Source organism: Acidovorax sp. DW039 (genome assembly GCF_037101375.1).
GTDB lineage: Bacteria > Pseudomonadota > Gammaproteobacteria > Burkholderiales > Burkholderiaceae_C > Acidovorax.
Genome location: NZ_AP029019.1, coordinates 4,807,194 through 4,827,282, shown reverse-complemented (window position 1 = coordinate 4,827,282; position 20,089 = coordinate 4,807,194). Strand labels below are relative to the sequence as shown.

The 20,089-nt window shown below is 63.8% G+C and carries 18 protein-coding genes; 10 read left to right on the top strand and 8 right to left on the bottom strand.

Annotated elements, in window-relative coordinates; genetic code table 11:
- Window positions 1–185 precede the first annotated feature (185 nt).
- A complete protein-coding gene (locus tag AACH87_RS21610; protein WP_338796619.1) occupies window positions 186–959 on the top strand; it encodes a DUF6882 domain-containing protein in 774 nt (257 codons plus the stop codon).
- Between the two features lie 127 nt (window positions 960–1,086).
- On the opposite strand, the gene AACH87_RS21605 is transcribed toward AACH87_RS21610, so the two are convergent.
- Complete coding sequence (locus AACH87_RS21605) at window positions 1,087–2,547, bottom strand: sensor histidine kinase N-terminal domain-containing protein (protein WP_338796618.1); 1,461 nt, start codon at window positions 2,545–2,547, stop codon at window positions 1,087–1,089.
- A 97-nt stretch (window positions 2,548–2,644) separates the two neighbouring features.
- Window positions 2,645–3,319 carry a response regulator transcription factor gene (locus tag AACH87_RS21600; protein ID WP_338796617.1) on the bottom strand — a complete coding sequence of 225 codons (675 nt, stop codon included), beginning with the start codon at window positions 3,317–3,319 and terminating at the stop codon, window positions 2,645–2,647.
- Window positions 3,320–3,610: 291 nt separating this feature from the next.
- Between AACH87_RS21600 and AACH87_RS21595 the strand changes: the two genes are divergently transcribed.
- Window positions 3,611–4,717, top strand: a complete 1,107-nt coding sequence (locus tag AACH87_RS21595; protein ID WP_338796616.1) for an esterase-like activity of phytase family protein — start codon at window positions 3,611–3,613, stop codon at window positions 4,715–4,717.
- Window positions 4,718–4,783: 66 nt separating this feature from the next.
- Here the strand turns inward: AACH87_RS21595 and AACH87_RS21590 are convergent, their stop codons facing one another.
- The gene (locus AACH87_RS21590) at window positions 4,784–5,728 is read right to left on the bottom strand and encodes an N-formylglutamate amidohydrolase (protein ID WP_338796615.1); all 945 of its coding nucleotides are present in this window, start codon (window positions 5,726–5,728) and stop codon (window positions 4,784–4,786) included.
- A 123-nt stretch (window positions 5,729–5,851) separates the two neighbouring features.
- The gene (locus tag AACH87_RS21585; RefSeq protein ID WP_338796614.1) at window positions 5,852–6,817 is read right to left on the bottom strand and encodes a tripartite tricarboxylate transporter substrate binding protein BugE; all 966 of its coding nucleotides are present in this window, start codon (window positions 6,815–6,817) and stop codon (window positions 5,852–5,854) included.
- A gap of 108 nt (window positions 6,818–6,925) precedes the next feature.
- On the opposite strand from AACH87_RS21585, the gene AACH87_RS21580 reads away from it, so the two are divergent.
- Window positions 6,926–7,891, top strand: coding sequence for a LysR substrate-binding domain-containing protein (locus AACH87_RS21580; protein WP_338796613.1), 966 nt, complete (start codon window positions 6,926–6,928; stop codon window positions 7,889–7,891).
- Window positions 7,892–7,989: 98 nt separating this feature from the next.
- On the opposite strand, the gene AACH87_RS21575 is transcribed toward AACH87_RS21580, so the two are convergent.
- Entirely contained in the window at window positions 7,990–8,706 is a 717-nt protein-coding gene (locus AACH87_RS21575) for a Crp/Fnr family transcriptional regulator (protein ID WP_338796612.1), read from the bottom strand.
- Window positions 8,707–9,211: 505 nt separating this feature from the next.
- Here AACH87_RS21575 and AACH87_RS21570 point away from each other — a divergent pair.
- Both AACH87_RS21570 and AACH87_RS21565 read left to right on the top strand, forming a co-directional pair.
- Window positions 9,212–10,882, top strand: coding sequence for an adenylate/guanylate cyclase domain-containing protein (locus tag AACH87_RS21570; protein ID WP_338796611.1), 1,671 nt, complete (start codon window positions 9,212–9,214; stop codon window positions 10,880–10,882).
- A gap of 159 nt (window positions 10,883–11,041) precedes the next feature.
- A complete protein-coding gene (locus AACH87_RS21565) occupies window positions 11,042–11,392 on the top strand; it encodes a DUF4148 domain-containing protein (protein ID WP_338796610.1) in 351 nt (116 codons plus the stop codon).
- 149 nt (window positions 11,393–11,541) lie between these two features.
- Here AACH87_RS21565 and AACH87_RS21560 read toward each other — a convergent pair whose 3' ends face one another.
- Window positions 11,542–12,042, bottom strand: coding sequence for a MarR family winged helix-turn-helix transcriptional regulator (locus tag AACH87_RS21560; protein WP_338796609.1), 501 nt, complete (start codon window positions 12,040–12,042; stop codon window positions 11,542–11,544).
- A 210-nt stretch (window positions 12,043–12,252) separates the two neighbouring features.
- Between AACH87_RS21560 and recA the strand changes: the two genes are divergently transcribed.
- The gene (gene recA, locus AACH87_RS21555; RefSeq protein ID WP_338796608.1) at window positions 12,253–13,314 is read left to right on the top strand and encodes a recombinase RecA; all 1,062 of its coding nucleotides are present in this window, start codon (window positions 12,253–12,255) and stop codon (window positions 13,312–13,314) included.
- Between the two features lie 199 nt (window positions 13,315–13,513).
- Window positions 13,514–13,984: a recombination regulator RecX gene (gene recX, locus AACH87_RS21550; protein WP_338796607.1), complete on the top strand. Its 471-nt coding sequence runs from the start codon at window positions 13,514–13,516 to the stop codon at window positions 13,982–13,984.
- On the opposite strand, the gene AACH87_RS21545 is transcribed toward recX, so the two are convergent.
- Both AACH87_RS21545 and argC read right to left on the bottom strand, forming a co-directional pair.
- A complete protein-coding gene (locus AACH87_RS21545; protein ID WP_338796606.1) occupies window positions 13,981–14,538 on the bottom strand; it encodes a hypothetical protein in 558 nt (185 codons plus the stop codon). The two genes, recX and AACH87_RS21545, sit on opposite strands and share 4 nt — an antisense overlap.
- Window positions 14,539–14,807: 269 nt before the next feature.
- On the bottom strand, window positions 14,808–15,740 hold the full coding sequence (argC, locus tag AACH87_RS21540; protein ID WP_338796605.1) for an N-acetyl-gamma-glutamyl-phosphate reductase: 933 nt from the start codon (window positions 15,738–15,740) through the stop codon (window positions 14,808–14,810).
- Between the two features lie 193 nt (window positions 15,741–15,933).
- Between argC and sucC the strand changes: the two genes are divergently transcribed.
- The 3 genes from sucC to AACH87_RS21525 all read left to right on the top strand — a co-directional run bounded on the left by sucC (window position 15,934) and on the right by AACH87_RS21525 (window position 20,080).
- Window positions 15,934–17,094 carry an ADP-forming succinate--CoA ligase subunit beta gene (gene sucC, locus AACH87_RS21535; protein ID WP_338796604.1) on the top strand — a complete coding sequence of 387 codons (1,161 nt, stop codon included), beginning with the start codon at window positions 15,934–15,936 and terminating at the stop codon, window positions 17,092–17,094.
- 15 nt (window positions 17,095–17,109) lie between these two features.
- On the top strand, window positions 17,110–18,006 hold the full coding sequence (sucD, locus tag AACH87_RS21530) for a succinate--CoA ligase subunit alpha (RefSeq protein ID WP_338796603.1): 897 nt from the start codon (window positions 17,110–17,112) through the stop codon (window positions 18,004–18,006).
- Window positions 18,007–18,358: 352 nt separating this feature from the next.
- Window positions 18,359–20,080, top strand: a complete 1,722-nt coding sequence (locus AACH87_RS21525) for a serine/threonine-protein kinase (RefSeq protein WP_338796602.1) — start codon at window positions 18,359–18,361, stop codon at window positions 20,078–20,080.
- Window positions 20,081–20,089: the final 9 nt, after the last annotated feature.

Genomic DNA, 20,089 nt, shown 5'->3' with positions numbered 1-20,089 from the left:
TTTCACCTTTAAGGCCGCTTCGCTGGGTTGTGTTCGCCGCTCTCAGAGAAAAAATGCTTCTTGCGCTTGTGAATAAAGCGCTACAAGCTATCAAATAAATAGCAATCGCCAGTGCCTGGGAAAGGAGGGTCGGTCACAATGCGAACCAGACACCGGCCCCTGCGGGCGGCTTTGGCTTTAGCTCCATGACCCATCCCTCTCCCACCCCCTCTGCACCTGCTTCACTGGAATGCGCCACCCATGGCTCCGCTGGTGGGGCCTATCTGTGCGCCCACCTGCTGCAGCAACCGGTGCAGACCTGGTTCTGCAACCCGCCCACTGCCGAGGAGCCCTGCCCCGATGCCTGGTGTGCTGCGTGTGAGCAAGTCTTTCAACAGCAAGGCGAGTGGAACGAGAAGAACGAGGGGCAGGCAGACATCCGCCTGGTGTGCCAGCACTGCTATGACGATGCCCGCGCTGCCAGCGTGCAGGCGATGGACGAGCGCACCCGCAATGCCTGGATAGACACCGTGGCCGCGTGCCACGGCATGCTGGCCGAGAGCCAGGCCCGGCTGACGGCCGACTATGGCCTCTCTGCCCACGAGCGCTGGGATTACGACCAGGGCAGCGGCACCCTCACCTTCTCGAACGGCGGCGTGCCCGCAGTGGTGGCTGATGTGGAGTTCATTGGCTCCATCTCCAAAACCAGCGGCACCTGGCGCTGGTCGTGGGCCAATTTCAGCCTGCATCCGCAGGTGGTGGGCCGCATCAGCGCAGTGCGGCAGTACGGGCTGGACAACGGTTTTGCCCCGCTGGTGGTGCCGCAGTGGAAGGCCGATGTGGTGGACGGCTGGGAGCAGGCGGGCGTGGCCGCCTATGTGTTGCACGCCCAGGGGGTGTACCGCGCGCCCACCGATAACGGCTATCTGTTCATGGCCATCATGGGCATTCGCAAGGTCACTCCGTCAGGCGGGTCTTGATGCGGACTGCTTGCATCTGAAGGCTCCACCGGTCCAACCCTTGCAAACGGTTCACGCCACAGCAGCCAGCGGCGTGCAACGTCGAAAGATCGGCTGGACGCACCCGCCGGGGCTCGGTCTTGGCCCTTCAGCCCGCCTCATCCGCACGCGCCGGAAACCGCACGCTGAACCGTGCTCCGGGCGGTGTCTGGCCGGGGTGGGCGTCTTCCAGTAGCACCTCGGCGTGGTGCTTGGCGGCAATTTCCATCACGATGGGCAGGCCCAGGCCTGAGCCGTCTGCCTCGCTGCCCAGGGCCCGGTAGAAGGGCTGGAAGATCAGCTCGCGCTCGGCCTCGGGCACGCCGGGGCCGGAGTCTTCCACCTGCAGCATCAGCACATGGCCAAAGGTGTCGGCCAGCACGCGGGCCGTCACCACGCCGGGCTTGTCGGGGGTGGATGGCGTGTAGTTGATCGCGTTGTCCACCAGGTTGCGCACCAGTTCCTTGAGCAGCGTGGGGTTGCCATCCACCCACACCCCGCGGCTGCCGGGCTCGGCCCCGTCGTAGCCCAGGTCGATGTGCTTGTCCATGGCGCGGGGCACCGAATCGCGCACCACCTCGATCGTCAGCTCGGCCAGATCGCACGCCTGGCGCGCAATGCCCACGCCGCTGCCCTCGGCCCGCGCCAGCGCCAGCAGCTGGTTGACGGTGTGGGTGGCGCGGATGCTGGAGCGGCCAATCTGCTGCAGCGAGCGCTTGAGTTCCTCGGTGCTCGTGCCCTCGCGCTGCGCCAGGTCGGCCTGCATGCGCAGGCCCGCCAGCGGCGTCTTGAGCTGGTGCGCCGCATCGGCCAGAAAGCGCTTTTGCGTGGCCAGCGACTCGTTCAGCCGCGTGAGCAGGTCGTTGACGGAGGACACCAGCGGAGCCACCTCCAGCGGCACGGCGTGGTCGTCCAGCGGCGAGAGGTCATCGGGGCTGCGGGCGCGGATGCGCTGCTCCAGCTGGTTCAGCGGCTGGATGCCCCGCGCCAGCGCCAGCCACACCAGCAGCACCGCCAGCGGCAAGATGACGAACTGCGGCAGCATCACGCCCTTGATGATTTCGGTGGCCAGCACGCTGCGCTTTTCGCGCGTCTCGGCCACCTGCACCAGTGCCAGCGGGCCGCCCTGCAGCGGCAGCCGCACCCAGATGTAAGCCACGCGGATTTCCACCCCGCGCAGCTCGCCATCACGCAGGCGCACCTCACCGGCTGCGGGCGTTTCATCGGCCGGGGGCTCGGGCAGCTCCCGCTCACCCGACAAAAACTCGCCCCCCGGCCCCATCACCTGGTAGTAAACGATGTCCGAGTCGTCCGCCCGCAAGATCTCGCTGGCAGGCTGGGGCAGGTTGAACTGCACCTCGTTCTTGTCGCCCGTTTTTTGTACGCTGACCAGTTGCGCCAGGGCATGGGCGTTGTACTCCAGCGCGCGGTCAAACGGCTTGTTGGCCAGGCCCTGTGCCACCAGCCAGGTCAGCGCCAGGCTCACCGGCCACAGCAGCAGCAGCGGCGTCAGCATCCAGTCCAGAATCTCGCCGAACAGGGAGCGCTGCTCGCGCTGGAAAATCTTCATCGCGCCCCCGATTCACAATGAAAAAATGCTCTAGCGCTTATAGGATAAGCGCAGGCAGCTATTATTTTCATAGTGGACGCGCCGCGAATGGATACGGCTAGCCCGGAATCTTTTCCAGGCAATAGCCCAGCCCGCGCACCGTCGCAATGCGGATCGGGCCCTTTTCAATCTTCTTGCGCAGGCGGTGGATGTAGACCTCAATCGCGTTGTTGCTCACCTCTTCGCCCCACTCGCACAGGCGCTCCACCAGCTGCTCCTTGCTCACCAGGCGGCCTGCGCGCTGCAGCAGCACCTCCAGCAGGCCCAGTTCGCGGGCCGACAGCTCCACCATCTTGCCGTCAATCGTTGCCACCCGCCCCGCCTGGTCGTACACCAGCGGCCCGTGCTTGATGGCACTGCTGGCCCCGCCCATGCCCCGGCGTGTGAGGGCGCGCACCCGCGCCTCCAGCTCCTGCAGACTGAAGGGCTTGGCCATGTAGTCGTCTGCGCCGTAGTCCAGCCCCTTCACGCGCTCCTCCACGCTGTCGGCCGCCGTGAGGATCAGCACCGGCAACGCCGAGCCCCGGCTGCGCAGCTTCTTGAGCACCTCCAGCCCATGCAGCTTGGGCAGACCCAGGTCCAGGATCAACAGGTCAAACTCGTTGTTGGTCATCAGCGCGGCATCCGCCTCGCTGCCACTGGCCACATGGTCCACCACCGCCCCCGAGGCCCGCAGCGTGCGCAGCAGGCCATCGGCCAGCACTTGGTCGTCTTCGGCGATAAGGATGCGCATGAAAGGTCTCCTGGGGGGTGTCTGGGGCAGCGCCGCCGACGGGGCGTAGGGGCTGCAACGGCATTGTTTTCTATGGATTCTAGGACGATGCCGAGGTCCTCAGGCGATGGCTTGAAGTTCGCAGGCCCTCACCGCAACCGCCCTTCTTGACGGGTACATGTCACATGGTTGACGCACTGCCCACCCACACTCCGGTGCCTTGTTCATTAACGCACAGAGACACTTGGCATGGGCTCTTCACGCAATTTCTTTGGGGGCCGATGGGCCGTTATTTCCACAATCGCAGCCGTTGTGTCCGTGCTGGTCGCCTGCGGCGGCGGTGACGATGCCAACGACGGCAACGAGTCCCGCGTCGCCTCTCTCAAGCTGATCGGCACAGCGTCCATTCCCACAGGCACCCTGTTCGAGGGAGTGGAATTTGGCGGTATCTCCGGGCTGGACCGGGCCACGGATGGCAGCTATTGGGCTATCTCTGATGACCGGGGAGGTGAGCGTGGCACGCCGCGCTTTTACAACCTGAGCATTGACTACTCCGATGTTGGTCCCGTCAACGTCAAGATCAACCGCCAGACCTATATGCAGAGAGAGGATGGCTCTTCTTTCCCGGCAAATGCACGCACGGTTGACCCGGAAGCCATCCGCCAGGCCCCCAATGGCAACCTGTACTGGTCGTCCGAGGGCAATTGGGGCACGACAGCTTCCACCCTGTTCCAGCCGTTCGTGCGGGAGATGACCACCTCGGGCAAGTTTGTTCGCGAGTTCAAGATGCCTGTGATCTACAACTACGTGGACAACACCACGACAGGTGGGCGCAGCAACAAGCTGTTTGAGGCGTTGACTGTGGCTCCCAATGGCACCGTCTTTGTGGCCAATGAAGATGCGCTGATTCAAGACGGCCCCATCACCACCTTGCAGGCCGGTAGCGTCGTGCGGGTGACGGCGCTGGACCCGGCAACAGGCACGGCCAAGGCGCAGTACGCGTACCAGTTGCCGAAGATTCCGGTGGATGCACCCGCTGGAGCACCCTTCGGCCCGGACAATGGACTCTCGGACTTCCTGGCGATTGGCAACCAGCGGTTTATCGCCGTGGAGCGCGCCTTTGCTTCAGGTATCGGCAACACCATCCGCCTGGTGCTCACAGAATTCAACGATGGCACCACCAACGTAGCCAGCATGGCCAGCCTCTCAGGCACTGCGGCTTACACGCCCATGACCCGCAAGCTGCTGCTGGAAATGCCTATCGACTACCAAGGGGTAAAGCTCGACAACATTGAGGCCATCACCTGGGGCAAAACCCTGCCCAATGGGCACCGCACCATTGTGCTGGCGGCAGACAACAACTTCACGGCCAATACCCAGGCCAATCAGTTCATCGTCTTTGAAGTCATGCCTGACTGAGTGGTCGCGACTTGGCGTTACCTGGAGTGACGCTGCAGGTATAAGCCCCCAAGGGCCCCCTGCGCGTTACATCCCGCGCGGATCCGTCCCCAGCAACTTCTCCGTCAACGCCTTCAAATCCCCCTGCAGCCGTGCCATGCCTTCAGGGTTCTCTGCCAGCGTGCTTTCGTCCATGTACAGCTTGCGGTTGATCTCCAACTGGATGCTGTGGCGGTGCTGGGCTGGGGCGCTGTAGCGGCGCACCAGTTCCACGCCTTTGTAGGGGTGGTTGTATTCCACGCTGTAGCCGCAGGCGCGCAGATGTTCGCACACCAGGGCTGACAGGGCGGGGCTGGCGGTGGTGCCGTCGCGGTCGCCCACCACAAAGTCGGCGTGCACCAGGCCCGGAAAATCGGTGGCGTGGCTTGCCGAGATGGCGGGCATGGAGTGGCAGTTGATGTGGATGCTGTAGCCGTGGCGGGCGTGGGCGGCGTCAATGGCCTGGGCCACGGCGGCGTGGTAGGGGCGCCAGCAGCGGTCGATGCGGGCGCGCACCTCGTCCACAGTCAGCAGGCGGTTGTAGATGGCCTCGCCTTCGTCGGTGAATTTCCAGATCAGGCCCTTGCCCAGGCGTACTTTGTTCAGCACCTTGGGGTCTGTGGCCACGGGGTCGGGCCAGGGGGCGTCGAGCAGGGTGGTGTCCAGCTCCAGGGTGTCGCGGTTGGCGTCCAGGTAGATGCGGGGGAAGTGGGCTTCCACCCAGGCCACGCCCAAAGCTGGGGCGAAGGCGTAGATTTTTTCAACGTGCGTGTCTTCAGCGCGGCGCAGCGTGGGCAGGCTGCAGGCGGAGCGGAAGTCTGCGGGGTAATGGGTGCCGCTGTGGGGCGAGTCGTAGACGAGTGGGGTGCTGCCAGGCACGGCGGTGACCATGGCGACGGGTTCGGGCGTTGCAGTGGCACGCCCGGGGCTGCCCGGCGCGCCGGGCTGGGATTGCTGGAATCGATGGTGGATCAGTTTCAAGGCTGCATGCATAGGCAAGGCTCAGTGGGTGGGGGCGGCTGGCCTGGCCGCCCGGACCGGCACGGGAGCAGGAACACTGCGCCCAGTATGCCGGCTTGTGGCCGCGGAGGTGAATGGGGCTAACGCGGGGTGGCGTCAGTCCAGCTTCACCTTGGCAAAGTCCGCCACGCGTTTCATCTTGTCGATCTCGCGGGCGATCTGCGCCGTGAATTCCTTGGAAGTGGTGCCCGAAGGGTACAGGCCCTGCGCGGCCAGGCGTTCTGCCACGGCGGGCTCTTTCAAGGCCTGGGCCACGGCGTGCTGGATGCGGTCTACCGCGGCAGCAGGCGTGCCCGCCGGGGCCACCAGGCCAAACCATGAGGGCTCGTTGGCCTGCTTGTAGCCCAGCTCTGCATAGGTGGGTACGTCGGGCAGCACGTCCAGTCGGCCGGGCCACGACACGGCCATGGCCTTGAGTTTGCCCGACTTGATGTGGGGCAGTGAGGAGGCCACCTGGTCAAAGTAGACCGCGACCTGCCCTGCGAGCACGTCGTTGATGGCGGGGCCTGCACCACGGTAGGGGATGTGCACCATGGAGGTGCCCGTGCTGCTCTTGAACAGCTCGCCCCACATGTGGCCGATGGTGCCATTGCCAGGGGTGGCGTAAGAGACCTGGCCCGGCTTGGCCTTGAGGTATTTGACGAGTTCGCCAAAGTCCTTGACGGGTAGCACCGAAGGGTTGATGACGATGACGCCCGGTGCCTTCACGATCTCGGTCACGCCGACAAAGTCTTTGGTGGGGTGGTAGGGCAGCTTGCTGTAGACGGCAGGGTTGACGCCGTGCGTGGACAGGGTGGCCACGCCGATGGTGAGGCCGTCTGCCGGGGCGCGCGCCACCTCGGCCATGCCAATGGAGCCACCCGCGCCACCGCGGTTTTCCAGCACCACGGGCTGCTTGAGGATGCGGGCCAGCGGCTCTTGCAGGCTGCGGGCAGTGATGTCGGTCGCGCCCCCCGGCGGGAAGGGGATGAGGACGCGCAAAGGTTTGGATTCCTGGCCCCAGGATATTCCAGGAGCGACAGTTGTAGCGGCCAGGGCAGAAAGCAGATGACGGCGTTGCATGGCTTGTTTTCCTTTGAGGTATTCAGAGATTAATGGATTGGGTGCCACCTACCAAGCAACGGATGTGCCTGATAACATTCCAATATGGAATAATTTGAGAACCTGCCGATGTCCTCTTTGCGCCGCCTGTCCCCGCCCTTGCACCTGCTGCGGGCGTTCTCCACCGTCACCCGTTTTGGGGGAGTGTCGCGCGCTGCCGAGGCGCTGCACCTTACCCAGAGTGCGGTGAGCAAACAGGTCAAAGAACTGGAGGCGTGGGTGGGCGTGCCCCTGTTTGAGCGCAGCCGCAAGCGCCTGGCGCTCACCCCTGCAGGCGAGCGGTACGAGAAGGCGGTGCGGGGCGTGCTGGCCCAGCTGGAGGCCGCCACGCTGGAGCTGATCACCAGCGACGACGGAGGGGGCGCGCTGCACCTGTCCAGCCTGCCTACTTTTGCGGCGAAGTGGCTGATTCCGCGCCTGCCGCAGTTCCAGCAGCTGCATCCCCAGGTCACTCTGCACTTTGTGCCCTATGTGCACAGCTATGACTTTGAGCGGCCTGAGCTGGACTGCTCCATCCTGTTTGGCGACGGCCATTGGCCGGGGGCGCATGCCCACTACCTTACGGGCAAGGATGTGGCCCTGATTGCGCCGCGCGCCAAGGTGGCGGATTGGCCCATCCACACCCCGCGCGATGTGGCGCGCTATACCTTGCTGCGGCATGTGACGGTGCCGGAGGCGTGGCTGCGCTGGAGCGAGACGCACGGTGTGGAGGGCGCCATCGACCCGCTGGCCGGGCCGCAGTTTGACCAGTTCCAGACCATGATTCGTGCCGTGATGGCGGGCATGGGGCTGGCGCTGGTGCCGCGTTGCCTGGTGCAGGACGAGATCACCTCAGGCCTGGTGCGCGAGCCGTTGGCACCACTGGCCCAGGCAGGCGGTTACCAGGGCGATGTGGGCTACTGGTTTTGCTACCCCGAGGGACGCACCCAGCTGCATGCGCTGCAGTGCTTCAGGCAGTGGCTGCTGCGCTGTGCAGAGCCCGGTGCCCCAGCGCCCGCGCCCGCCGTGGGCAAGCCCGAGGGGTATTTGGGATAAGGAAAAAAAGCCTTCTGGCGCTTGTAAATCAAGCGCAGGCAGCTATCAAAGTGATAGTGGGTTGTTTGACATGGGGTGTGGCGATGGAGCGATGGATTTCAGTCGCCACGCACCTCTGCCACCAGATTGGCCAGGGCCTGCACGTCCGTCACCACCAGCGTGTGCAGCCCCTCCTTGCGCAGCAGCCCGCGCTTGGTCAGGGCGCTGATTTCGCGGGTGACCTGTTCACGGTTGGTGCTGATCTTGCTGGCCAGTGCGGCGTGGGCGGGGGCCGGGTCGATGCGGGCCGTGTTGTCGCCCTGCACGCCTGCGGTGTGCGCCAGGCGCAGCAGCTCGGCATGCAGGCGGGTTTGCACGCCCAGGGTGCTCAGCTCGATCACACGCTCCGTCAGGCGGCGCACCAGGGCCGTGAGGTTGCGCATCATGCGGGTGGCGACCAGGGGCTCGCGCTCCAGCATGGCCATGAAGGCCGGGGCTGACAGGCTGGCCAGCACCGAAGGCTCCAGCGTGACCACATCGGCAGAGCGGGGCTGCCCGTCAATGGCCGACAGGTCGCCAAAGTGCTCGCCTGCCTCGCTGTCGCGAAAAGTTACCTCCCGCCCGGTGGCCGAATAGGTGGTGATGCGCACGCGGCCCGAGCACAGAAAGTACACCTCGCCCCCTTCAGACGCACGGGTGAACAGGGGGGTGCGGGCATCCACATGGCGCCAGTCGCACTCTGCGGCGATCCGGTCCAGGCAGGCGTCGCCCAGGCCTTCAAACAGCGCAATGCGGCGCAGGGCCAGACTGGATCGGTGGGGTGTGGGTGCGTTCATGGGCTGTGGAACCAAAAGCCATACGAAGGCCCCAAGGAACCTCGCCGCCCGAGACCGCAGAGGCGCATGGCGCGGTGGTTCGGGCAGAGAGTTCTCGAGGGCGCCCGGCCGTGGTGCCGGGTGGGCGGATTATGCTCACAAGGGTTGTTCTGAGAACCTGTTCAAGATCTTTTTGGGGATCGCATTGGAGTGCAATCGGGATGAGTGGATGCCTCGGATGCGCCGCATGGGCTCGTGCCCATGTAAGCAGCCGGGGCGTCAAAGCTCCAGTTCATTGGCCCGATTTCACTCCAACCCTGCGGGCAAGTGGCTTTGCCGGGTGCCCGACCAGGGGCGGTCTGCGTTGTTGCACCGCTTGCCAATAGCACGGGCTATTGGCCGCGCGCTGCGCCTAGCAGCCCATCCCGGCATGACACTTGTGCGACCCCAAAAAGATCTTGAACAGGTTCTGAGAGCCTGTCGCCTCAGCCGGCCTACTGTCTTTTGGTTCAACACCCTCATCCCCATGTCCTTTTTTGCCACCCGCCCGCTTCTGCCTTCACAGCGCTCACTGCGCTGGGTCAGCGGCCTGGTGCTGTGGTGCTATGTGGCCCTGCACCTGAGCAACCATGCGCTGGGGCTGGTGTCGCTGGGCGTGGCAGAGGCTGGGCTGCGCGGCTGGGCGGCGTTGTGGCATTCGGTGCCGGGCACCGTGGTGCTGTACGGCGCGCTGCTCACACATTGGCTGCTGGCATGCGTGGCCTTGTGGCAGCGCCGCAGCCTGCGCATGCCCTGGGTGGAGGCGTTGCGCCTGCTGCTGGGCCTGAGCCTGCCGGTGTTGCTGGCAGCGCATTTTGTGGGCACCCGCTGGACTTATGAAACCCTGGGTGCATCGCCCCCCTACGCACGCATGGTGCAGGCGCTGGCCCGGCCCGAGAACCTGGTGCCCCTGATGTTGCTGCTGACAGGGGCCTGGTGGCATGGTTGCCTGGGCCTGCACCTGGCCCTGCGGGGGCGTGCCCCTGGCTGGCAACGCTGGCAACCCCTGCTGTTGACGGCGGCGGTATTGCTGCCGGTGCTGGCCCTGCTGGGGCTCTTGTCCATGGCCCGCGAGGTGGCGTGGAACGCAGCATTGGGTGCTGCATCCAGCCTGCCGCCCTTGCCTGCCGTGCGGCGCACCCCGCAACAACTGGCGGTGGCCGATGCGCTGGAAGACGCGCTGCGCTGGGGCTGGCTGGTGGCGCTGGCCGCGCTGCTGGGTGTGCGCTGGGCCTGGCAAAAGTGGCAACGCCAGCGTGCAGGCAGCCCCATCCAGCTGCGCTACCCCGACCGCACGGTGCAGGTGCCACGCGGCCATTCGGTACTGGAGGCCAGCCGGGCGCATGGCATTGAGCACCTTTCGCTGTGCGGTGGGCGGGCACGCTGCTCCACCTGCCGGGTGCGGGTGCAGGGGCCTGCCGCGCATCTGCCAGAGCCGGGGGCCGATGAGCGCGCCACGCTGGCCCGCGTGCAGGCCCCGCCGGGGGTACGGCTGGCCTGCCAGTTGCGGCCTCTCGGAGATATTCAGGTCACGCCCCTGTTCCAGCCCGCCCAGCCCCAGTTGCCGGTGCGCATGGGACAGGAGCGGCAGGTGGCCATTCTGTTTGTGGACTTGCGGCGCTGGTCCGGTCTGGCCGAGCGCCAATGGCCGCATGACCTGGCCTGGGTGCTGGACCAGTACTTTGCGCGGGTGGGGGCGGCCGTGCAGGAACGCGGGGGCCTGGCCAACCAGTTCATCGGCGACAGCGTGATGGCCATCTTCGGTCTGCAGTGCGACCTGCCTACCGCGTGCCATCAGGCACTGCAGGCGGCTGCGCTGATCGAGCAGCGCATGGAAGCGTGGGGCGAAACCTTCCGCGACCAGTTCGGCCAGCCGCTGGACTTTGGCATGGGCCTGCACGCTGGCCGCGTGGCGCTGGGGCAGGTGGGCTACGAGGACACCACCACCTTCAGCGCCGTGGGCGAGGTGGTGAACACGGCCAGCCGCCTGCAAGACCATTCCAAGGTGGTGGGTGCGCGGCTGGTGCTGTCGCTCGAATCAGCCCGCTGGGCCGGAGTGGCCGATGCCCTGGGCACGCCTGAAGAGGTGCAGGTGCGCGGGCGTTCGCAGCCGCTGCAGGTGCTGCATGTGCGGCACCCTTCGCAGCATTGGGCATAGGGCTGCGTAGGGGCGGGCGCGAAGGGTAGACCTGGAGTCCCTGGCAGCTCGCAAAACCTGTGCGTTTACGCACATACGCCAGAGGCGCAAAAGCAGAAACTTCTTCCCATGCAGCAAGCAATCACGCCCTGCACATCTCACTCCAAAGGAAGAACTGCCATGACCAACGCCAAGACCCTGATCGCCATTGCCACCCTGGCCGCTGCCACATTTGCTGGTGCTGCATCTGCCACTCCCATCAACGAACAATGGGGTGGTGACGAGCCCGTGGCCCAAGGCCCCGCACTGAGCCGCGCCGAAGTGCAAGCCGACCTGAACCTGTGGAACCGCGCTGGCCTGGGCCAAGCCAACTACAGCGATCGCACCCCCGACGCAGACCCCACCTACGAAGCCCGCCTGGCCGAGTACCGCCGCCTGCGCAGCGGCCCCGAGTTTGTGGCCGAAGTGCGCCGCCTGGGCGGCGAAGTGAGCCAGGTGGCCGGCAAGGGGGCCGCTGCCAGCGCCCACTGATATACGGGATACGGCCCCGCCGAAGCAGCTACCTCAAAGGCTGGGGGCCGTTAACCGCCCGGCCTTTGAGGTTGCGTTGGCAACTCGACTTGCCTGTTGGAACGAACGGGCCTGCTGACCCTGTCTTTGCAGGCGCGTTGACCGGGTCCTCACTCTCCCCCGCTGGCATAAGCCTCCAGCCCGATGGCCACCACGGTGGCCACCTCATCGCCCACCTCGGCGCGAAACTCCGCCTCTGCCTGCGCAACGGCTTCACGAAAGCCCTGCAGCCACGCCAGCCCCGTAGGGGTGAACCGCACCCGCCGCGCGCGCGCATCGTGCGGGTCTGCCTCCCGCGTCACCAATCCCCACGCCTCACATTGGTCCACCAGTTGCGCCATGGACTGCTTGGTCATGCCTGCGCGCTGCGCCAGGTCCGTCAACCGGTCTCCACCCAGCGCCAGGTGCCGCGTCAGGTGGATGTGCGCGGCACTGACCTGGTCACGCGCGGCCAGGTTGGACAGGGCCAGAGGCACATCCACGCTGCGCGCCATGAGCTGCAGCACCCGCGCATCAAAGCGCCGCATGGCGTGCCCCAGCAGCCTGCCCAGGTGGGTCTGGCGCCAGGCATCGTCCGAAGGTGCAAGTGCAGGAGGGGCGGGATTTTTCATGGAGTTTCAGCACCTGTGCGGGCGGAAAACTGGGGTGCACAAATGGTAAGGCAAACTGACTAAAAAACTGTTTACTTGGTCTGCATGGCCATCTACATTACTGGTCAAGCAGCCAGTACTGTTTTTAATAACAGCCTCTCCGCAGAGGCGGCAGATGCTGCAGAGATTGCAAGCCATTTCACAGGTCATCGATTTATTCAGGAGTCATCCATGGACGTCAAAGCCAACAACCCCGCTCTCGCCGCCAACAGTGAAAAAGCCAAGGCCCTGGCTGCAGCGCTGGCCCAGATTGAAAAGCAGTTCGGCAAGGGCACCATCATGCGCCTGGGTGAAGGCGAGGCCATTGAAGACATCCAGGTGGTGTCCACCGGCTCGCTGGGCCTGGACATTGCGCTGGGCGTAGGCGGCCTGCCCCGTGGCCGCGTGATCGAGATCTACGGCCCTGAATCGTCGGGCAAGACCACGCTCACGCTGCAAGTCATTTCCCAGATGCAAAAGCAAGGCGGCACCTGCGCCTTTGTGGATGCTGAACACGCACTGGACATCCAGTACGCGCAAAAGCTGGGCGTGCATGTGCCTGACCTGCTCATCAGCCAGCCCGACACTGGTGAACAAGCGCTGGAGATCGTAGACAGCCTCGTGCGCTCGGGCGCCGTGGACCTGATCGTGGTGGACTCGGTGGCCGCCCTGACCCCCAAGGCCGAAATCGAAGGCGAAATGGGCGACGCCCTGCCCGGCCTGCAGGCCCGCCTGATGAGCCAGGCGCTGCGCAAGCTCACTGCCACCATCAAGAAGACCAACTGCATGGTCATCTTCATCAACCAGATCCGCATGAAGATCGGTGTGATGTTCGGCAGCCCAGAAACCACCACGGGCGGTAACGCGCTCAAGTTCTACGCTTCCGTGCGCCTCGATATCCGCCGCACCGGCACCATCAAGAAGGGTGACGACGCCATTGGCAACGAAACCAAGGTGAAAGTGGTGAAGAACAAGGTGAGCCCACCCTTCAAGACCGCCGAGTTCGACATCCTGTTCGGCGAAGGCATCAGCCGCGAGGGTGAAATCATCGACATGGGCGTGAACGCGAAGATCATCGAAAAGAGCGGTGCCTGGTACGCCTACAACGGCGAAAAAATCGGCCAAGGCCGCGACAACGCCCGCGAATTCCTGCGCGAAAACCCCGACCTCGCCATAGAGATTGAAAACAAGGTGCGGGAATCGCTTGCGATTCCGCTGCTGCCGACGCAGGAGGCAGCGGCCAGCGAGGCGTAAGCCGAGCGGCACCGCAGGTTCGCAAAAACAAGGTGCGGGAATCGCTTGCGATTGCGTTGACTTGCGCTGCTGCCCACGCAGGAAGCAACAGCCAGCGAGGCCCAAGCCATAACACAGCCCTGTCGCCGTAAAGCTTCAGGGCTGAATGCCATCTAGCGCACGTCCATCAAGCGTAAGTAGCTACCAAAAGCATAGCAAAATGGGTTTTGCCACGTTATCCCTCAAAGGCCGTGCGTTGCGCTTGCTGAGCCAGCGCGAGCATTCGCGCGATGAACTGCGGCGCAAGCTGCAGCGGCATGTGGAAGAGGGGGACGATCTGGAGGCGGTGCTGGACGATTTGCAGTCAAAGGACTTCATCAGCGAAACCCGTGTGGTCGAGTCCACTCTGTACCGCCGTGCCAGTCGCCTGGGTTCGGCCCGCATCCGCCAGGAATTGCAGGCCAAAGGCCTTGCGCCCGAGCTGGTGCACCAGGCCCTGGTGACCCTGCAAAGCTCGGAGTTTGAGCGGGCCTATGCACTTTGGCAGCGCCGGTTTGGCGAACTGCCCGCCGATGCGCAGGAAAAGGCCCGGCAAATGCGCTTCCTGATGGCCCGAGGGTTTGCGGGCGATGTGGTGCAGCGCGTGCTCAAGGGGCACCGCCCCGAGGGGGACGCAGATCTGAATGCCTAGCGGGACGCGGGCGGAATCGCAGGCAATGCCTGTGGTGCGTCCGGTGACACACCGTGTGGGATGCTCGTGCCACCTGTCGATGGCTTTCCGCTCGTGCCTTGGGGGGAGCCTTGAGGCATGCCAGGGCGGCTTTGGGGCGATCCGCCCAAAGGCGCTCCCAGGCTTTCTCGGCCCGGCGCTGCGGGCGTATCTGCGGCTTGCGGGGCGGGTGGAGTGGCGGCACCTGAATGGGGTTGCCCCGTGCTACGGTTTGCAGCACCCCCGGCTGCCTTGCCGTCCGGTATGCCCATCTCGCTTCGGGTCGCTCCGGGGTCGGGGCCACCCGTGGTGGCCCCTGCTGGCGACGTGGCCGGGCCATCCCCGATGCCTGACCGTGCAGCCCCTTCCGGCCCCAAGGTGTTGAAGCCCAGCACAATGAGCAGCGCCAGTGCCGCAGCACCGATAAAGAAGTACATCAGACCCGAGTTCTCTCGCCCGCTGGTGGGCTGGGGCAGGCCTCCCTCTCCGTGGCTGCCAGCAGGGCGTGGAGGGTGGTGGGCGGGGGGGGGCGTCATGGGGTACCTCTTGATAGCTTGAAAACTTGAAAACAGACCAGTTCAAGTTAAGAGGTAGGGGTGGCGCCCTTTGTCAGACGAGAGCGTGCATCCACGTAGCCAGGTGAGGCAGCAATCAAGTCAGGCCGCCGTGCAGCGATGCACGCAGAGGCGGATGCAAAAAAGGGAAGGTGCATTGCTGCTCCTTCCCTCTCTTGGATTTCTTTGGCTGAAGTGGCTGGACGGGATCGAAGGAGATCAACACCTCATCCGTTCCGGGCTCTTGCCCCTCAAACGCCCAGCATCAGCCGCATGTTCTGCACGGCGGCTCCGCTGGCGCCTTTGCCCAGGTTGTCCAACCGGGCAATCACTACCGCCTGGCGGTATTGCTCGTTGGCAAACACGCGCAGCTCCAATTTGTTGGTGTCGGCCAGGGTGTCTGCAGCCAGCTTCAGGTCATCCGTCGGGGGTAGCACGCTGACCCATTGCTCGGGGGTATTGGTCTTGGCGTAGTGGCTCGCCAGTGCATCGTGCAGGTCGCTGGCTTTGGGTGCGCCGGGCAGCAAGTCCAGATGCAATGGCAATTGCACCAGCATGCCCTGGCGGAAGTTGCCTACGGCTGGGATGAACACCGGGCGACGTGTCAGGCCGGTGTAGCGCAGGATTTCTGGAATGTGCTTGTGGGCCAGGCCCAGGGCATACGCCTCATAAGGTGCTGCAGTGCCTGCCTCGTAGGCCTCGATCATCGTGCGGCCTCCTCCCGAGTAGCCGGACACGGAAGGCAGGCTCAAAGCTGCGTCTGCAGGAATGAGGCCTGCATCTACCAGGGGGCGCAGCAGTGCAATCGCCCCCGTGGCGTAGCAGCCTGGGTTGGAGACGCGGGTGGCCTCGCGCACGGCCTGGGTTTGCGCGGCATCCAGCTCGGGAAAGCCATACACCCAGCCAGCAGCCGTGCGGTGCGCCGTGCTGGCGTCAATCACCTTCACCTTGCGGCCGGTGGTGCGCTCAATGTCGTCCACCATCGCCACGGTTTCGCGCGCTGCATCGTCGTGCAGGCACAGCACGACCAGGTCCACACCCGCAATCAGGTCGCGCTTGGCGGCAGGGTCTTTGCGCAGTTCGGGGGCAATGCTCACCACTTCGATCTGAGGCAAGGCCTGCAGACGCTCACGGATCTGCAGGCCCGTGGTGCCGGCTTCGCCATCGATAAAGACTTTGGACATGGTGGTGCTCCTGCGAAAAAGGGGGTTCAGCGAGGTGTTCTGGCCCTGCTTGGCTTTACGAAGTACGTAAGTTCCTCACAAGGATGGTGCGTTGCAGCATGATACAGTCGCAGGTTGCCATGTCCCAAGCCCGCGGCCAGACAATTTGTTCATGGCAAACGGGTAACTACCACCCTTCCCTGAGAGAGACCTCATGAAGATTCACGAATACCAAGGCAAGGAAATCTTGCGTCAATTTGGTGTGCCCGTTCCGCGTGGCATTCCTGCATTCACGGTGCAAGAAGCCGTGGAAGCCGCTCAGAAGCTCGGCGGCCCCGTGTGGGTTGTCAAGGCCCAGATCCACGCCGGTGGCCGTGGCAAGGGCGGCGGCGTGAAGGTTGCCAAGACCATTGATGACGTGAAAGCACGCGCCAGCGAAATCCTGGGCATGCAACTGGTCACGCACCAGACCGGCCCCGAAGGCCAGAAGGTTCGCCGCCTGTACATCGAAGACGGCGCCGACATCAAGAACGAACTGTATGTGTCGCTGGTCACCGACCGCGCCACGCAGAAGGTCGCCCTGATCGCTTCGAGCGAAGGCGGCATGGACATTGAGGAAGTGGCCCATTCCACTCCCGAGAAGATCGTCACCGAGATGATCGATCCCCTGGTCGGCATCACTGCCGAACAAAGCAAGAAGGTCGCTGCTGCCATCGGCCTGACTGGCGCTTCCATCGACCAGGCCGTAGACATCTTTGCCAAGATCTACAAGTGCTACATGGACACCGACGCGTCGCTGGTGGAAATCAACCCGCTGAACTGCGACTCCAAGGGCAACCTGATGGCTCTGGACGCGAAGTTCAACTTTGACTCCAACGCGCTGTTCCGCCACCCCGAAATCGTGGCTTTCCGTGATCTGGACGAAGAAGATCCAGCGGAAGTCGAGGCTTCCAAGTTTGACCTGGCCTACATCAGCCTGGACGGCAACATCGGCTGCCTGGTGAACGGTGCCGGTCTGGCCATGGCTACCATGGACACCATCAAGCTGTTCGGCGGCGAGCCAGCCAACTTCCTGGACGTGGGCGGTGGCGCTACGGCCGAGAAGGTCACCGAAGCGTTCAAGATCATGCTCAAGAACCCCAAGGTCAAGGGCATTCTGGTCAACATCTTCGGCGGCATCATGAAGTGCGACACCATCGCCACTGGCGTGATCACCGCCTGCCGCGCCGTGAACCTGTCCGTGCCTCTGGTGGTGCGCATGAAGGGTACGAACGAAGAGCTGGGCAAGAAGCTGCTGGCCGAGTCCGGCCTGCCCATCATCGCTGCAGACACCATGGCCGAAGCCGCGACCAAGATCGTTGCTGCCGTCAAGTAAGCCCGGAGAACATTCATGTCGATTTACATCAACAAAGACACCAAGGTCATCACCCAGGGCATCACGGGCAAGACTGGCCAGTTCCACACCGAAAAGTGCCAGGAATACGCGAACGGCAAGAACTGCTTCGTGGCGGGCGTGAACCCCAAGAAGGCGGGCGAGTCGATCTTCAACATCCCGATCTACGCCACCGTCAAGGAAGCAGCCCAGCAAACGGGCGCTACCGTGTCCGTGATCTACGTGCCTCCAGCAGGTGCTGCTGCAGCCATCTGGGAAGCGGTGGAAGCCGACCTGGACATGGCCATCTGCATTACTGAAGGCATTCCAGTGCGCGACATGCTGGAAGTGCGCAACAAGATGAAGGCCAAGGAAGCGGCTGGCGGCAAGAAGACCCTGCTGCTGGGCCCCAACTGCCCTGGCCTGATCACGCCCGACGAAATCAAGATCGGCATCATGCCCGGTCACATCCACCGCAAGGGCCGTATCGGCGTGGTGTCCCGTTCGGGCACGCTGACATACGAAGCTGTGGCCATGCTGACCGAAGTAGGTCTGGGCCAGTCCAGCGCCGTCGGTATCGGTGGTGACCCGATCAACGGCCTCAAGCACATCGATGTGATGAAGGCTTTCAACGACGATCCAGACACTGACGCTGTGATCATGATCGGTGAAATCGGTGGTCCTGACGAAGCCGAAGCCGCCCAATGGTGCAAGGCCAACATGAAGAAGCCCGTGGTGGGCTTCATCGCGGGCGTGACAGCCCCTCCCGGCAAGCGCATGGGTCACGCTGGCGCGCTGATCTCCGGCGGTGCTGACACGGCTGACGCCAAGCTGGCCATCATGGAAGAGTGCGGTTTCGTGGTGACACGCAACCCCTCCGAACTGGGCAAGCTGCTGAAGGCTCAGCTCAAGTAAATCGGACCTTTTAGTCCACAGCCCGCCTTACGGGTTGTGCCAAGGCTCGAAGCCCGTGATCGCAAGGTCACGGGCTTTTTTGCTGTCCTCTCCGCTCACAGAAACCTGACGCAAGTGGCTGACAAATTTGTCGTATTGCGCGGTTTGGCATGCTGCACATGGCAGTTTTGTGCACCCCGTGGACTGTCTGGCCTTGAAAGCAGCTTTCTCCGCTCTTGGGAAGGGTTGAGAAGCTCGGGCGCGAAACTTGCTGCCTTTACATTCATACACAAATACGTATTGATTGCACGTGGCCAGGAAGACAAGGGAGCAAAAGCCAAAGACAGGGCGGTGGGACGGCTGGGCATGTGCCATGGTCGCACTGGCCCTGACGGGGGCTCTGTGGTTTTCAGGGGTGCTCCCCGGCCTGCAAAACGCCTTGTATGAGGCTGCTCTGGGCCCAGCGCCTGCAGGAGCTTCTGGCGCGTTGTCCAGCCCAGTATGGAGCCTGTACGTTGCGACAGTGGCCACGGCAGGCGTGTTGCTGATGGTGGGCTTCCTGCCGCTGCTACCCCTGTTTTCTGCCGTGGGTATTGGATTCGGTGTGGGGCTTGCCTTGGTCGCTGCGCAGTGGGTGCTGCAGCAGCAGTTTTCGGTGGCGGTACCTCTCACTCCGGCCAGTGCGCTCGCCCTCTTCGGTACGTTGATATGGGCGGGTCGATCTTTTTTACCCAAGCGCCCCTCAACCCCGACAGTTGCTGCACCCGACACGGCAGATGCTGAACGCATGATGGGCATCGCCTTTCACGGGCGCGGGGACCTTCTGGCAGCTTATGCAAAGTTCCGGCCTTTGCCCACGACCGATGCGCTCAAGGACAACCTCTATCACCTTGGCAAGGACTTCGAGCGGCTGAAGGATTACGCGAACGCCAAGAGAGTCTTCAAACACCTGCTGCGCCGTGACATGCAGTACAAGGATGCGCGTGCCCGCTACCGGCATGCCAAAGCCCACTTGCAGGCCCAGGCGGGGTTGGCTGCGGACTCTTCTGTCAGCCATATATCCATGGGTGCTGCCTCATCGCTACCCTCTTCCGTGCAGGAGACGCTGCCCCGCCAGACATCGGAAGGTCAGCTGGGGTGTTACCAGCTCAAGCGCGAACTGGGCAAAGGAGCCATGGGCGTGGTGTACCAGGGCCGGGACTTGCGCTCAGGCCAGAGCGTTGCCGTCAAGACTCTGGCCTTGCAACAGGAGTTTGAGGGGGCTGCCCTGATCGATGCCAAGGAACGCTTTTTCAAAGAGGCTGAGGCGGCCGGCCGCTTGCAACACCCCCACATCGTGGGCATTTACGGCGCGGGCGAGGAAAAAGGATTGGCCTATATCGCCATGGAGCTGCTTGCAGGAACGGATTTGACATCGTTTGCGCGGTCGCCCTACCTGCTGCCGGTGGATCAAGTGCTGGAGATTGGGCGCCGCGTGGCCCTGGCGCTGGACTACGCCCACGCACAACATGTGGTCCATCGAGACATCAAGCCTGCCAACATCATGTTTGATACGGCTACGGACACGGTGAAGGTGATGGACTTTGGGGTGGCTCGCATCACGGATGCCAGCAAGACCCGCACTGGCATTGTGCTCGGCACACCCAGCTTCATGTCGCCCGAGCAACTCTCGGGTGCCAAGGTCGATGGGCGCGCTGACCTTTATGCACTGGGGGTGACCCTGTTTCAGCTCCTGACCGGATCCCTGCCGTTACGTGCCGATTCCATGCCGGAGTTGATGCGCACCATCATGCAGGTCGATGCCCCGGATGTGCGTACGCTGAACCCTTCTCTGCCCCAAGTTATTGCCCAGTTGCTCGCCAAAGCCTTGCGCAAACAACCCGGTGATCGGTACCAGACCGGCATGCAGATGGCGCGTGATTTGGCTCATGCCATAGAGACTGTGCGGAAACAGGGCGGAAGCCCCGGGGCGACAGTCGTCTATGATTCGGGGCGCACCCCGGCCGGGCAAAATATGATGGATCTGGAAAAAACAGTGCTGGAACACCCGAAGGAACGGGCGCCAGTGCAGAGGTCTATGGCCCCTGTGGGATGAAGTGCATCC